Raw genomic sequence first — 14,909 nt, 5'->3', positions numbered from 1 at the left:
CCTAGTCGTGTGAATCTGGAGTGTCTTCAAGCTGCTTGCGGAGCTGTTGAATCTTGGCCTCTACGCGGTCGATATTCTGGTTCAGGATGCGGGTATCCTGTTGCAGATCATCCATTTGCCAGCGCGGTGCAAACAGGCCGGAATCTTCTTTCAGGGCATCTTCGGCGAAAAACAGCTGGCTTTGCAAGGTTTTTTTCAGCTGCTTGGGCGCCAGCTGGATTTTACCCAGCTCATGTGCCAGTGTCGGGCCAACCCATGGCGACAGATGCGCGGCCAGATCGGGTTCGGCCTGCTCGATAATACGCTGGATGTCCTGTAGCAGCTTATAGTCGCCTTGTACCGGAATGGTGCCGACATCATCGGCCAGCAGCAGTTTCAGCAGTTCCACCACATTCTTGACCTGCAAGGTGGCGGTGGCTTCACTGAGCTGCTGTTCGCGCTCAAACGGGCGCTGCTCGAAAATAGACGGTTGGGTTGCCTGTCCGGTAACGGTCGGCTCCAGCCGCACCTTGTTTTCATCAAAAAATACATCTACCGACAGTTGCGGCGCATCCATCACCACGCGCAGGGTTTTGCCCTGTAGCTGGTTCAGCTGGATGCGGGTAATCGCATCCAGATTAATGACATGATGGATGCATCGTTCAACGGCACCTAAGGCCAGAATCGACCACATAGCAGTGTCCTTTTCGGAATTAGAGTTTAAAACCGCGGTGCACCGCCACAATACCACCGGTCAGGTTGTTGTAGTCACAGTTCTGGAAGCCGGCATTTTCCATCATGCCTTTCAGGGTGCGCTGGTCTGGGTGCATACGGATTGATTCCGCCAGATATTTATAGCTTTCAGAATCATTCGCCACCAGTTTGCCCATGATTGGCAGTGCAGTGAACGAGTACAGGTCGTACAGTTTCGAGAACGGTTCAAATACCGGTTTTGAGAATTCCAGAATCAGTAAACGGCCGCCTGGCTTAAGCACGCGGTACATGGCTTGCAGTGCAGCATCTTTATCGGTCACATTACGTAAACCGAAAGAAATGGTCACCAGGTCAAAGCTGTTGTCAGCAAAAGGTTCAAGTGTTTCAGCATTGGCCAGAACGAAATCGACATTGGTACAACCAGCATCAATCAGACGGTCACGACCGACATTCAGCATCGATTCATTAATATCTGAAAGGACCACATGGCCGCTTGGACCAACTTCACGGCTAAAAACTTTGGCCAGGTCGCCGGTACCGCCCGCAATATCCAGTACGTGCTGGCCACGACGCACACCCGACATGTTAATCGCAAAGCGTTTCCATAAACGGTGAATACCAAAAGACATCAGGTCATTCATGATGTCGTATTTGCTGGCCACCGAATGGAACACTTCCGCCACTTTCTGGGCTTTTTCTTCGCTGTTTACGGTCTGGTAGCCAAAGTGCGTGGTCGCGCCGACATTACCGGTATTGGCGCCACGTGGCAGGTTGTATTTTGGAATGCTGCCCGTTACCGGAGTATCGGTTAGGCGCTGTTCTAGAGACTGCTGCTGACCTTGTGGTGCACCTTCCGGTAATGGCGAGGTTAAGAATGGGCTCACTTTGTCTGTGTTGGTTGCCGTTTCTGGATGGGTAGGCTTTTGCTCTTCATTAGACATAGTGTCACTCCTAACATGAAAATCGGGTTGATGTGGCAGTGCAAGCATGATGACAGATTCTTAGGCGTTGTACAGTCATCGGCCTGCAATTGTCAGGAATAAAATACAGAAAATTGAATTGTTATCCTGATGAACGTGAATGCATATTCGTTTTACTGCTGTTTTTGTACCAAATTTTGGCCATCACATGCAAAAAATTATGTGGCTTTATTGAAAGGGCTGCGGATCTCCCCGATGCACTTTGTCAATAATCTGGCGTTCAACTGCGGTAAATTCGCGGACAAATTTTTCTGCAGATTTCAGCGGTTTCATGGCCACAAAACCATCTTGCATAAACTCGTACATGATATCGAAATTATATTTATGCGCGGCGCCTTTACACATTTTAAAGGCGGTATAAACCATAAAGGAGCGCATGTATTTGTCCAGGCTTTTGCCCAGTTCATCCAGCATGTCCAGCTGTTTTAAACGCGCGCTGCCCTGATCGAGCTTTAAATAGGTCAGGCGCATCATCTCGTCGGTCAATGGCGTCTGCGCCGGATAATCCTTTAACAGCTGAATGGCAACCTGTTCATCCAGCTGCACCGCTAAAATGGCCAGGGCCACCCCCGAGGTGCCGGTTTTAATGGCATTTTCCGGAATCAGTTTTTCTGCTTTATGTGCGTATTTGGTCAGGCGCGCAATCTGTCCGGCCAGCGCATCAAAATCGGGGCCGCCGTATAAACGGTTTAGAAAATATTCGGCCATCAGCATATTATTTTTTTCGGCAAAATGCGGGGCATGGGTGCGTTGCATGCGCTGTTTCTGCCACAGCTGCACTTCCTGCAAACGTGTGAAAATTTCCGGCTGGCGATGATATTCAAATTGATTATAAAGTTCTAAAAGGTCATCTAAAACCGCAAGTTTGGACATGGAGCGTCTCAATTGTTTTGACTTAAGCGGCATTCTAAAGCCAGTTACATGCACAGGCCATGACAAATTGGTGACAGATTCAGGATCATCGGGTCAGTTTGCACTAGAAATAGACAAAATCAGACAGACGCGCTATACAAAATCATCAGCCGCCCGGCCAGCAGGCTGGTTATACTGAACGGAACAATAAAACAAGAGTGTGTGCCTATGACCGAGCAGAACCCGCAAACAGAATTTCAGTTAATGGATGAAGATCAGCTGTCTGTCGAGCTGATAGAAGCACAATATGCCCTAAAAGACAGCCGCGGTCAGAGCAATGCCAAAAGTCTGGTGATTCTGGTCAGCGGCATTGAGCTGGCTGGCAAAGGCGAGGCGGTGAAACAGCTGCGTGAATGGGTCGATCCGCGTTATTTGCATGTGAAGGCCGATGCCGCACACCTGTTTGATTTCAAAACCAGTTTCTGGCAGCCCTATGCCCGTTTTATTCCGGCCGAAGGGCAGATCATGATTCTGTTTGGCAACTGGTATAGCGATCTGCTCAGCAGCGCCACCCATGTCTCGAAGCCCTTTGATGACAGCCTGTTTGATGAGTATGTGCAGCGTTTTCGGGCCTTTGAACAGGATTTAAAAAACAACCAGGTCGATGTGGTCAAGATCTGGTTTGACCTGTCCTGGAAAACCCTGCAAAAACGCCTGAACGAGATGGACCCGAGCGAAGTGCGCTGGCATAAGATGAATGGCCTCGACTGGCGTAACAAAAAACAGTACGACACCTTGCAAAAGCTGCGCCAGCGCTTTACCGATGACTGGATTATTATTGATGGTGAAGATGAGCAGCTGCGTGACCAGCAGTTTGCCCAGCATGTATTACAGGCTTTTAAAGATTGCCCGGAGCATCCGAAAACTGTTGAGCAGAGCTGGCAGCAGGCGCCGATTCCCGAGGCCTTGCTCAATCCGGACAATGCCGCGCTGGATGAGGGCGACTATAAAGCCGAACTCAAAAAACTCAGCCGCAAAGTGGCCGATGCCTTGCGTTTTGATGACCGCAACGTGGTGATTGTGTTTGAAGGGATGGATGCAGCCGGCAAAGGCGGCGCAATTAAACGGATTGTGAAAAAGCTGGATCCGCGTGAATACGAAATTTATACCATTGGCGCACCAGAAAAATATGAATTACGCCGGCCTTATTTATGGCGTTTTTGGACCAAGCTGCAACCAGAAGAAAAAATCTGTATTTTTGACCGTTCCTGGTATGGCCGGGTGCTGGTGGAGCGGATTGAAGGTTTTGCCAGTGACCTGGAATGGCAACGCGCGTATGCGGAAATTAACCGCTTTGAGCAGGATTTAACCGAACATCAGACCGTGATTATCAAGTTCTGGTTGGCGATTAGCAAAGATGAGCAGGAACAGCGTTTTAAAGCGCGTGAACAGACTGCGCATAAACGCTTTAAAATTACTGAGGAAGACTGGCGGAACCGGAACCGCTGGGATGATTATTTAAATGCCGCAGCCGATATGTTTGCCCATACCAGCACCGAGGATGCACCGTGGCATATTATTGCCACCAATGACAAAAACAGTGCCCGGATTGAAGTGCTGAAAACCATCTTGAAACAGCTGAAAGCCGATTAAACCGGCAGCAACCATACATGAATCCGCCATAAAAATGCCGGTCACTGGACCGGCATCAGATTGAGGAAAAAGGCTTAGCCATTGACCACCTGGGTCTGTTTCTGCTGGATGCCTTTGGCAATCTTATAGCTTTCTTCCACATGCGCTTCGGCGACTTTCTTCATGACAAAATAGCCCAGGCTGGCCGCCACCAGCTGTCCGCCTAAAGGAATAAATTTGGTGACTTGCTTCGTGATCACTTTCGCGGCAACATTGTTCAATGATTTTTTGACGGCGGTACGTGCCACCACCAGGCCGGAAAATTCAATGCCACGTTTACGCAGTTCCTGCCAGTGAATCTGCTTGGTTTCCGGGTCATAGACACTGACCTGTTCCGGCGACAGACCAAAACGGGCATTAATTTCAGGAATCAGTTGTGACAAAATACCGACGTCAATCACGACATCTAAAAATGGAACCGGAATGACCGCCGCGCCTGCGGACACGTAGGCCCGTTTTTTGACCAGCTCCAGACAGTCAGCACGAACTTGCTCTAAATTTAAATTGGGGTCAATCGAGTTGGGAATCTTGTCTATTTTCATAATATTAAATACCTTAAGCGGTGTATCGATTTTTTTATTGAAGCACTATTAAGGTACGTATTTCAAAGCATTTTTGAATCGAACCATGAGCTAAAAGTGACATAGGCAACTGCAAAAGTATAGTAATGAATCTTTATGGTTTTGTAGATATCATGGCAAAAGTTTAACAGGGTAGAGCGTTATGGGGATTCATGTCATTCAAAGTCAGCGTGTCGATGTACTGGTCGAGGCGATGCTGAAGACAGTCCGTAAACCTGCAGCGCATCCGCCGGAGGTATTAAAAACCCAGCACTTTATTGTGCCGTCCCCTGCGGTGGAAGCCTGGTTAACCCAACGTCTGGCCGAACATCAAAGCATCTGTGCCAATACCGAGTTTCATCACCGGATTCGCGGTTTCCAGTGGAGTGCCTATCAATGGGTGCTGCACGATCAGAAAGACTTGGTCCGTCAAGCCAATATTCCACGAATTATCATTAAATGGCGCGTATTTCAGGCGCTAAAAGAATTTATTCAGCCGGAACAGAATCCGCTAGCAACCAGCCATGCGCTGTTTCCGATTATCCAGCGGATTTATGCCAGTGCTGACCGGCTGGAACAGCCGCTGGAACGCCAGCTGAAAAAACAGAGCATGCTGTACTGGGTGGCCGAACAGGTATCCAAACTGTTTAGCCACTATATGACTTATCGCGGGCATTGCCAGAAAGGCTGTGGCGAGCAGTGCCGCTGTCCGACCAACTGGCTGATGCAATGGGGCCGTGATCAGGCCCTTGATCTGGAGCAGATGTTCTTTAAAACCGACAGCGAAGTGTCGGGCTTTATGCTGCAGCAGGCAGAAGAACTGGAGGCGTGGCAGCGCTGGCTGTGGCAGGCAGTTTTTCATGAAGATTTTGAGCAGATGCAGCAGATTGACCAGCTGTTCTGGCAGGCGCTGGGCAGTCCGGAGCAGCCGGGCAAGGCGCTACGCAAATTACCGAAACAGCTGGTGGTATTTACCTTGCTGGACTTGCCGCCGCAGCAGTTACAGTTCCTGCGCCGTTTAGGTCAGTACATTGAAATTTTTATCCTGCATTACAACCCTTCACAGGAGTACTGGGCCGACAGCGTCGATCCGAACTGGAAGGCACGTTATGATGCGCGGGTGAAACAGCGTTTTCTGGCGCAGCATCCACAGGCCAATGATGCCGAGATTGCTCAGTTTTTCGAGCAGTTTACTCTGCATTTTAATGCCCAGAACCGTGAGTCGCGTCATCCCTTGCTGACCCGTCTGGGCAAGCAGGCACGCGATCATTTCTCCTTACTCTCTGCCTTATCTTCCGGTGAAGAAGGCGTGTGGGCCGATCTGTTTATTGATGACTATCAGCCCAGCTTATTGGGCAAGCTGCAGGCCGATATCCTGTATTTAAATGAACCGGCCGCGCATCAATATGCTTTAGAGCAGCATGATGATTCCATCCAGATTCATGTCTGCCATTCCAGTCTGCGTCAGCTGGAAGTGTTAAAAGACCAGCTGCTGCACTGGCTGTCGCAAGGCACGAAAGAGCAGCCGCGCCGGCCAAGCGATATTCTGGTTTTGAGTCCGAATTTAAAAGAGATCGAACCTTTAATCCGCAGTGTCTTTGCGCCGCCACCGAGTGCGCGTGATCTGGGCAGTCCCTCACATGACAGCAGCAGGTTGGCCCAGCACAGCGTGTATTTGCCAATTCAGATTGCCGGGGTCAGCCAGCTGGATGTCAGCAATGCCTGGCGCGCCGTGGCTGGCCGGATTCGTCTGTTACAGGGCCGCTTTAGTCTGGATGAATTTGCTGATTGGCTTGGGCTAGCGGCCAGTTTGCAGCGTTATGAGCTGGACATTGCCCAGCTGGAGCGTCTGCTGGAACTGCTCAGTGCCGCTGGTTTTAAACGCGGTTTTGATGCCGAGCATTTGCAGCGCAGCCTGAGCGCCGATGATCAGGATTATCGCTTCAGCTTTAAATTTGCGCTGGATCGTCTGGCGCTGGGGCTGGCCATTCCGGAGCATACCCTGTTTCAGGATACGCTATGTTTTGCCGAGGTAATGCCGGCCGATTTTGAACTGATTGCCAAACTGATCCAGATTTATCAGGATCTGGCTGAGCGCCGGCACTGGATGATTGCGCATGAACGCGGCGAGAACACGCGGGCCGAACAGTGGCTAAAACGCTTAATGCAAGACATTGACGAGTTTAGTGCAGCTGGTGTCACCGCGCTGGAAAACGTCTATAAAATCATTAAAAAGCAATACCGTATGCTGACTTTGGCCAGCTATTATGATGAGCAGGACCGGCATGCACTGGCGGCCTTAAGTCTGCCTTTGCCGTATATATTGGAAGAAATTGAAGCACAGCTGGCGGCGCAACTGGAACAGGCTGAACCAAGCGGCCAGATTACCTTTTGCCAGCTGGGCCAGCTGCGTCCACTGCCGTATAAACTGGTGGTGATGCTGAATCTGGACAGTGGCAAATTCCCGAATCGTAATGTGCAGCTGCCATTCGATTTAATGCAGTTGCTGAAACCGCAACTGGGTGACCGCTCGCGTCTGGAAGATGATCAGGGCGCATTTTTGGATGCACTGCTATTGGCGCAGGACAAGGTCTGGCTGTTTTATAACGGCTTTGATGTCAATGACGGGCAGGTGCGTGATCCGTCCAGCATCTTGCAGGAGCTGATTCAGCATCTGGCGCTGATTGTTGCCGCGCCGCAGCCCGAGTCTGCGCTGAACCAGACCGTGAGTATTGACGGGATTGAGGTGCCGGAGCAGTTGCGTCAGCTGTACTGTGTGCACCGTTTACAGCCGTTTGATCCGCTCGGTTTTGAATCCAGCGAGATCATCCGTTTTCAGGACCAGTGGTATGCAGTGGCACAGCAGATTCGTCAGCCGGGTGGGCAGCGCAGTCACTGGGCCAATCAGCCTTATCCTTTATTGACCCAGGATTTGCAGGTGCTGGACAGCCAGCAATGGATTCAGGACATGATTTTCCCGGCGCGGCTGTATTTAAAAAGTGTCGGGGTGGAAAACCTACGTCCGGAACAGCGCAGCGATCAGGCCGAGCCGTTATTGCTGGATGGTTTAGGCCGTTATACCATCCGCGATTTTCTGAAACAGCAGCACGATACGCCCGATCCGGCACTGTTACAAGACCGCCTGCCGATTGGCAAAATTCGTGAAGGCAGCTGGACCATGAGTCTGGTCGAACAGCAGCAGCTACAGGCCCGCTTGCAGCACTATGCACCGAGTGAAACGACTATCACCCGACAGGTCTGGAAAGTGCGTCCTGACTTGCACATCCGCCTGACCCTGCCAAAACAGGGCGCCGAGCGCTGGGTTAGTCTGGAAGCGTCCAGTGCGCGTGCCAAACGCCGTACCGCACTCTGGCTGGAATATCTGCTCTGGCTGGCCTATCTGAATCTGGGTGATGGCGGCCAGCAGCATCAGCGGATTGTGGTATTTAGTGATGATACCGTCTGCTGTGAAGGAGTCAGTTCCAATCAGGCCAGACAGTGGCTGGAACACTGGTTTAAGGCTTGGGACTATGGCCAGCGCCAGCCTTTGGTGCTGCCATCGGCCTTGCTGCTGAAAGTGGCGGAAAAAGGCAAGCAGCATGAATGGGAACCCGATGCCGAACAGCGTATGCAGCTGAAAGATCTGGAGGGGCTGTATAAGGACTGGAATGATTCGGGCCAGTTTAGTGCCTTTTCGGTGGCCGACAACGAAGCCTGCAAGCATCATCGTGACTGGCAGTTTATTTTGCAGGAGCAGGATGCCAGTTTATTATTGGCGCATGCCTGTGAACAGTTTTCCTATGATTTATACCAGCCGATTTTCTGGCACCAGCAGACGCTTGAGGAGTAAATGATGGCCGCTACTCCACATTCTTCGCCACTATCTTTCCAGCCCATTACCGACATGCAGTTCAAGGGGCTGCACTGGATTGAAGCTTCGGCTGGCACCGGCAAGACCTATACCTTATCCAGCCTGATTGTGCGGATTTTTCTGGAAGCCTATTTACCCCATCAGGTGGTGGCGACCACCTTTACCCGTGCCGCCGCGGCCGAGCTGAAAAGCCGGATTCGCGCACGTCTGGTTGAAACCCTACGTTATTTTGAACAGTGCCAGTCCTATACTGAAGCCGAACTGCAAGCCAAGGCCCAGACTGAGTCCGATCCGCTATTGCAAAAAGTGCTGGCGGATTATGCTGCCAAACCGGACTTTGCCCGTGACCGGCTCAAGCTGGTGATTGACCAGCTGGATGAACTGTTTGTGGGTACCTTAGACAGTTTTAGCCAGAAGTTGTTGCGAGAATTCAGTTTTGAATGTGGCAAGATTGAACGCGCCGATATTACTGATGATGCCAAAAGTTATGTGCATCAGCTGATTCATGATGTGCTGCGGCAATGGCTGCAGGCCCAGCCACAGCAGGTGGTGAATTATCTGCTGTTGCAAAAGAAACTCAAGCATGTCGACGCCTATGTGGGTATTGTTGAAAATACCCTGAATTTTGCCTCGGCCCAGTTTCGTGAAGTACCGGCGCCCGAACTGGATTTAAACCAGTTTGAAGCAGCCATTGATGAGCTGTTACAGCTGGATCTGGCCGATGTCGACAGCCTGAGCGACTATTATCTGGCGCAGGGCCAGTACGCTGCACTGGTCGGAAAAAAGTGGCGCACCAATCAGCTGATGCAACACACCTTATGCGAGGCTTTGCCGGCATTACTAAAGGCGTTGTCCCAGCAACGCGGCTATGCCTTGTTTGCACCACATTTTGAAAAAACCTTAAAGCTGTGTACCGATTTATCCACCAAAAAAGTGCTGAACAAATGCCCGGACGAGGTGCTGACGCAATTTGAACAGCATGCGGTGATTCAACGGCTGAAAGCCTTCTGCCAGCAGTTGCAGCAACTGCAACTGGATTTAGAGCTGCTGGATGCCTATCTCAAATACTATTTAAGCCGTGAAGTAAAAAAACGCCTGCCGCAGGTGTTGCAGCAAAAAGGTGAAACCACCTTTGCCCAGCAGATCCGCAGCCTGTCGGAAGCCTTGCAGGGCGAGCAGGGACTGCGTTTTGCCCAGTTTGTGCACAGTAAATATCCGCTGATTCTGGTCGATGAATTTCAGGATACCAACCAGGATCAGGACAGTATGCTGGCCAGTATCTGGCGTCATGCCCGCTATTATCAGCAGGGCTGCATGATTATGGTCGGTGATCCAAAACAGGCCATTTACGGTTTCCGCGGCGGTGATATGCTGACCTATAACAAGGCCCGGGCCGATGTGCAGGCCAAACAGGGGCACCTGTATAGCCTGAAATACAATCATCGTTCTATTCCGGCTCTGGTGGAAGTGGTGGACGCCTTGTTCCAGCGCCAGATGGATTTTGGTGAAGAGGTGCAATATAGCCTGGTAGAAGCCGGACCTCGTCCCCATCCGGCCTTAATTGACGGGCAAGGGGAGAACCGGCAGCCCTTGCGCTGGTTAATGCTAGAAGACAAAAATAATGAAGCATTGCAGGTGGCCTGGAAAATCCGGGCGCTTTTAAATCAGGCGGCGCAGCAGCAAATCTATCTGCACAATGGTCAGGAGCGCAGCCCGCTAATTGAAGATGATATTGCGGTGCTGTCCAAAAACCATGACGGGCTGGACAAGGTGCAGTACGAGCTGGAGCGGCTCGGGATTCGGGTGAACCGTCCATCCAAACGCAGTGTGTTTGACAGCCAGATCGCCAAAGATGTGGGGGCGGTGCTGATCGCAATTATGCATCCTTATGATGAAGCCAAAGTCAAAAGAGCCTTGTTAAGCCGCCTGCTGAATTTTAATTTACAGCGCTTACTGGAACTGGAGGCCCATCCGGCTGGCTTGAGCCAGTTTATGGATGATTTTGACGGCATCCGCAGCATCTGGTTTGAAAAAGGCTTTTTAAGTGCCTGGCAATATGCCCTGAACCTGTTTCAGGTCTGGGAAAATCTGGTCGCCCATCACAGCCGTGACAATGAACGGGTGGTGGTCAATCTGCGCCATTTAAGCGAACTGCTTAGCCAGCACAGCGAACATTATCAGGGTGCACAAACCCTGTATCAGTGGTATTTAAAACAGTTGCAGGCGCCAAGTGAACGCGAGTGGGAACTGGAGCGAAAACTGTCCAATGCCGCCGGGGTACAGCTGATGACCATCCACCAGTCCAAAGGGCTGGAATTTAAAGTGGTGTTTTTGCTGGGGGCTGATAAGGACTTTCGCGAGGTCAACAAAACCCTGAATTTCTCGACCATTCAGGCGGTCAATCCGCTGACCGGTCAAACCGAGCAGCAGCGTCTGATTGCGGTAAATGCAGCAGCCTTGCTCAGTGCAGAGGATCAACAGCAGCATCAGCTTCGGGCCGAAGCTGAGCAACGCCGTCTGTGGTATGTGGCGCTGACCCGGGCCAGCCATCGGGTCTATGCCATTTTGCAGGATCAGAGCGGCAAATCCTGTTCCGGTCTGGCTTTCTGGCGCGGTCAGGGCAGTGACGTTTTCCAGCATCCGCATTGTGGCGATGAAGCATTGCTGACTGAAAAGCCGCCAAAGCTGAAGCTGCAGCAGCATGAGCAGACGCTACCATTAACGGCAAAGACTTTCCCGCAGCAGCGTTTCTATCCGCGCAGTAAAACCAGTTTCAGTGCCCTGGCCCAGCATTTAAGCCGTAAACAGGCGATTGATGCGCTGGCGGCTCATATTGAGCAGCACAGCAGTGCCTCTGATGAACTGCATCAGCCAGTAGCGGTGGCTGATGTCGACATCCTGAATCAGCCGATTGCCTGGATTAAACGCCAGTTCCCGATGGGTACGCTGGCCGGTAATTTCCTGCATGAGATTTTTGAACACATTGATTTTCAGGATCAGCAGGACTGGCCGCTGGAAATCCAGCGCCGTTTTAAAAATGATTATCCTTCCTTGTGGCAGGAGCTGCAGGACAAGTTTAGTCAGGAATATCCGGAACATACGGAGGAAATCTTGCTGAGCTGGCTGTCGGCATGGCTGCTGGATGTGCTGAGTACACCGCTGCATCCGGGCTTTCAGTTAAAACAGCTGGCGCCCGAGCAGCATCTGGCAGAATTTCCGTTTTATCTGTCCTTGTCCGATCAGGTCTTGGCGATCAAGCGGATTCATCAGCTGTTTGATGAATATGGCATTCAGATGCTGGATTTTCATGATGCCAATTCGGCGCGCTATTTAACCGGTTCGATTGACCTGGTGTATTTTGATGGCCACCGTTACCATATTGCCGATTATAAAAGTAACTTTTTAGGCGCCGATCAGTCGCATTATCAGGCGGCCTCGGTGCAGGCCAGCATGTCACAGTCCAGTTACTGGCTGCAGGCCGGTCTGTATCTGGTAGCCCTGCATCGCTACCTGAAAGTCCATCTGGAAAATTACGATATTTATCAACATTTAGGTGGGGCCAGCTATTTGTATTTGCGTGGCATGAATGGTCAGGCCGGGCAGGGCGTGTACCATTGGAAACCGCCGGTCGAGTTTATTTTGCGACTGGATGCACTGTTGGGGAATCCAACTGTCGATCAACTGGGGAAAATTGCCTAAATCATTTAATAACATTTAAAGAAAGAATGATTTAGCATGTGGATAACTTTGAGGATAATAGTGTGGACAACCAGCGGACAGTTTTAGCAGCAACGCCTGAAACCCAAACCCCGGCATGGTTTGCGCTTTGGAGTAACTATCTTTTACAGGCGCCTTTTTTTCAGGCGGAAAAGCGAGAAGATTCCGCTAAAATCATCGCGCAGTTGCTGGAGGCTACTCTCAATGGTGACAGCTGTATAGCCGCATCTGCCGAACAGGTGGCAGCGTTGGCCAATCTGGTCGGTTCCGGTTCTGAACCGGGTTCGGTGGCGCCGTTTATTTATGACCAGCAGCATTTATACCTGTACCGTTATTGGGCGCTGGAGTCGGCGCTGGCACAGCAGGTGGCACGCTTAAAACAGCAAGCTGTTACGGCGGTAGATGTGTCGGACTATCTGCATTTATTGGAAGACCAGCACCAGCAGCAGGCGCTCAAAATGACCGCGACTACCGCTTTTAACCTGATTACGGGCGGCCCGGGTACCGGTAAAACCTATACTTTGGCGCGGATTATTGCCGTGCTAAACCAGGCCTTGCCGGAAATCCGGATTGCCATGGCGGCCCCGACCGGAAAAGCCGCGCAGCGTATGAAAGAAGCACTGCAGAATTCCTTTGATGATCCGAAAATTGCCAATCTGGTCAGTGACGATCTCAAACGCCTGACCCCGATTACCATCCACCGGCTTTTGGGCCTTGGCAACCGGCAGCAGCCACGTTTTCATGCCCGGCAGCCGTTGCCTTATGACCTGATTGTGATTGATGAAGCTTCCATGCTGGACCTGAATCTGGCCAGCATGCTGTTCAATGCCATTGCTGAACAGACCCGGGTGATTTTACTTGGGGATGCGCAGCAGCTGGCGTCGGTCGATGTTGGTTCGGTGCTGGCCGATTTACAGCAGGTGCCGGCACTGGCAGATAATCATGTGCATCTGGTCACCAGTCGCCGTTTTAAAGCCGGTGCCTTAATTGGTGAAATGGCCCGCTTTATTCAGCAGCAAACGGCTGAACAGCCGGCCGCGCAAATCTTGCAGCAGTTTGCCGCACAGCTGGTACAGCCGGGCGAATTACAGGCCGTAACTTTAACGCAGGACATGGCCGATGTACTGCAACTGGAATATTTACCCGATGAAGCCCCGGATCCCATAGCCGGGCAGGGCTATTATGACAAACTGATGCTGGGCTATCAGGGCTATGTGCACAGCCTAAAACAGTATTTACAGGCCGATGATCCGGACGCGGTGGTGGCGCAGGTGGTGAAAGCCTTTGACCAGTATCGGATTCTGACTGCAATTCGGCATGGTGGCTTGGGCTTGCAACAGCTGAACATGCAGATTGAGCAGCGTTTGTTGCAGCAACTGGCTCTGGACATGGCCAAGCAGGGCGACTGGTATGTCGGCCGGCCGGTAATGATGACCTATAACGACTATCAGCTCGGCCTGTCCAACGGTGATATTGGCCTGTGTCTGCAACGTCTGCGTGAGGGCAACCGGCAGTTTGAAGTGTATTTCCCGAGTCTGGATAAATGGGTGCCAGCCACACGCTTGCCAAAAAATATTGAAACCGCATTTGCTCTGACCATTCATAAATCTCAAGGTTCGGAGTTTCAGCATGTGGCGGTGGTGCTGGATCAGGCCGCACAGAATCTGCTGAGCAAGGAACTGATCTATACCGCCATTACCCGGGCCAAATCGGTGGTGAGTTTACTGGCCGACCGGCAGGCGCTGGTACAGGCCTTAACCGTGAAAACCAGCCGTAACAGTGGTGTGTTAGAAAAAGTAAATGAACATTTGTCATTATAAAGTTGGCATAAATAAACCCGGCCGTTGTAAGAAAATGCTTACAACGATTCGAGAAATTTGCGCATAGAGCTTTGCCTGAGTTTTTGAGAAGATGACTTCACACAAAAGCTCAACACGGAAAGTTGAGGAAAATCGCAAAACCAGAATAAGAAAGTCGAGAGACAGCGAGCTTACATTGAAGTAGGTGAAAAAAAGAGGAAACTTACAGCCGCTAAGCCTTGTAGTTTTGGGAGAGACTACAGGGCTTTTTTATTGGCAGTTCAAAATCAAAAAAATGAAGCGTCATTCATCGACGTAAGCGAAAACGTACAAGGAGAGAGGTAATTATCTGCTTCTTTCCCCAAGGGCTTGTGGCAAAATCTATCACATAAGGAAAGCCAATTAAAACAGGGAATGTTGATTAGAAGAAGGCCAAAGCCTCGCTATACATCACAATAAATAAAATTAGAACAACGAAAAAAGAAGAAACTACAGCGCAAAAAATAGCCCGGGAATTTATTCCCGGGCTATTTTTATTCCATCTTGGCTTATTTGCGTTTGATCATCTTGGGCTTCTACTCGGTGTTTTATCAAATGGAGCGTAAACCTCTGTCTTTCAGGTCAGAGATATAAGCGACACGACATGAAATGTCGTTTAATTGCTAAAAAACAATATATTAAGCCTGATATGAGCTAATATAAGCCCATGAAAACACTTAAATTACGTATAAAAGACAAACATTGT

8 protein-coding genes are annotated in these 14,909 nt (G+C 50.6%); 4 read left to right on the top strand and 4 right to left on the bottom strand.

The window, feature by feature from the left end:
• Position 1: 1 nt before the first annotated feature.
• The 3 genes from VF685_RS13290 to VF685_RS13280 form a co-directional block, all read right to left on the bottom strand.
• Complete coding sequence (locus VF685_RS13290; RefSeq protein ID WP_104471776.1) at positions 2-673, bottom strand: ubiquinone biosynthesis accessory factor UbiJ; 672 nt, start codon at positions 671-673, stop codon at positions 2-4.
• Positions 674-692: 19 nt separating this feature from the next.
• Positions 693-1,634: a bifunctional demethylmenaquinone methyltransferase/2-methoxy-6-polyprenyl-1,4-benzoquinol methylase UbiE gene (gene ubiE, locus VF685_RS13285; RefSeq protein WP_286385126.1), complete on the bottom strand. Its 942-nt coding sequence runs from the start codon at positions 1,632-1,634 to the stop codon at positions 693-695.
• Between the two features lie 207 nt (positions 1,635-1,841).
• Entirely contained in the window at positions 1,842-2,546 is a 705-nt protein-coding gene (locus VF685_RS13280; protein WP_104471774.1) for an FFLEELY motif protein, read from the bottom strand.
• A 207-nt stretch (positions 2,547-2,753) separates the two neighbouring features.
• Between VF685_RS13280 and pap the strand changes: the two genes are divergently transcribed.
• A complete protein-coding gene (gene pap, locus VF685_RS13275) occupies positions 2,754-4,178 on the top strand; it encodes a polyphosphate:AMP phosphotransferase (protein ID WP_104505587.1) in 1,425 nt (474 codons plus the stop codon).
• A gap of 74 nt (positions 4,179-4,252) precedes the next feature.
• On the opposite strand, the gene VF685_RS13270 is transcribed toward pap, so the two are convergent.
• A complete protein-coding gene (locus tag VF685_RS13270; protein ID WP_005181834.1) occupies positions 4,253-4,759 on the bottom strand; it encodes a hypothetical protein in 507 nt (168 codons plus the stop codon).
• A gap of 181 nt (positions 4,760-4,940) precedes the next feature.
• Between VF685_RS13270 and VF685_RS13265 the strand changes: the two genes are divergently transcribed.
• The 3 genes from VF685_RS13265 to recD all read left to right on the top strand — a co-directional run bounded on the left by VF685_RS13265 (position 4,941) and on the right by recD (position 14,185).
• Positions 4,941-8,627 carry an exodeoxyribonuclease V subunit gamma gene (locus VF685_RS13265; RefSeq protein WP_440203667.1) on the top strand — a complete coding sequence of 1,229 codons (3,687 nt, stop codon included), beginning with the start codon at positions 4,941-4,943 and terminating at the stop codon, positions 8,625-8,627.
• A 3-nt stretch (positions 8,628-8,630) separates the two neighbouring features.
• Entirely contained in the window at positions 8,631-12,347 is a 3,717-nt protein-coding gene (locus VF685_RS13260) for a UvrD-helicase domain-containing protein (RefSeq protein ID WP_286385131.1), read from the top strand.
• Positions 12,348-12,409: 62 nt separating this feature from the next.
• Complete coding sequence (gene recD, locus VF685_RS13255) at positions 12,410-14,185, top strand: exodeoxyribonuclease V subunit alpha (protein WP_286385133.1); 1,776 nt, start codon at positions 12,410-12,412, stop codon at positions 14,183-14,185.
• The last annotated feature ends 724 nt before the right edge of the window (positions 14,186-14,909 follow it).

The organism is Acinetobacter sp. Brlt_5 (assembly GCF_051949055.1).
Classification (GTDB): Bacteria; Pseudomonadota; Gammaproteobacteria; order Pseudomonadales; family Moraxellaceae; genus Acinetobacter; species Acinetobacter indicus.
Note: the sequence above shows the minus strand (reverse complement) of the source record. Positions and strands in the feature narration are given on the sequence as shown.

Coding starts and splice junctions, on each gene's coding strand:
- VF685_RS13290 (WP_104471776.1), bottom strand. CDS start 673: ATGTGGTCGATTCTGGCCTTAGGTGCCGTTGAACGATGCATCCATCAT.
- ubiE (WP_286385126.1), bottom strand. CDS start 1,634: ATGTCTAATGAAGAGCAAAAGCCTACCCATCCAGAAACGGCAACCAAC.
- VF685_RS13280 (WP_104471774.1), bottom strand. CDS start 2,546: ATGTCCAAACTTGCGGTTTTAGATGACCTTTTAGAACTTTATAATCAA.
- pap (WP_104505587.1), top strand. CDS start 2,754: ATGACCGAGCAGAACCCGCAAACAGAATTTCAGTTAATGGATGAAGAT.
- VF685_RS13270 (WP_005181834.1), bottom strand. CDS start 4,759: ATGAAAATAGACAAGATTCCCAACTCGATTGACCCCAATTTAAATTTA.
- VF685_RS13265 (WP_440203667.1), top strand. CDS start 4,941: ATGGGGATTCATGTCATTCAAAGTCAGCGTGTCGATGTACTGGTCGAG.
- VF685_RS13260 (WP_286385131.1), top strand. CDS start 8,631: ATGGCCGCTACTCCACATTCTTCGCCACTATCTTTCCAGCCCATTACC.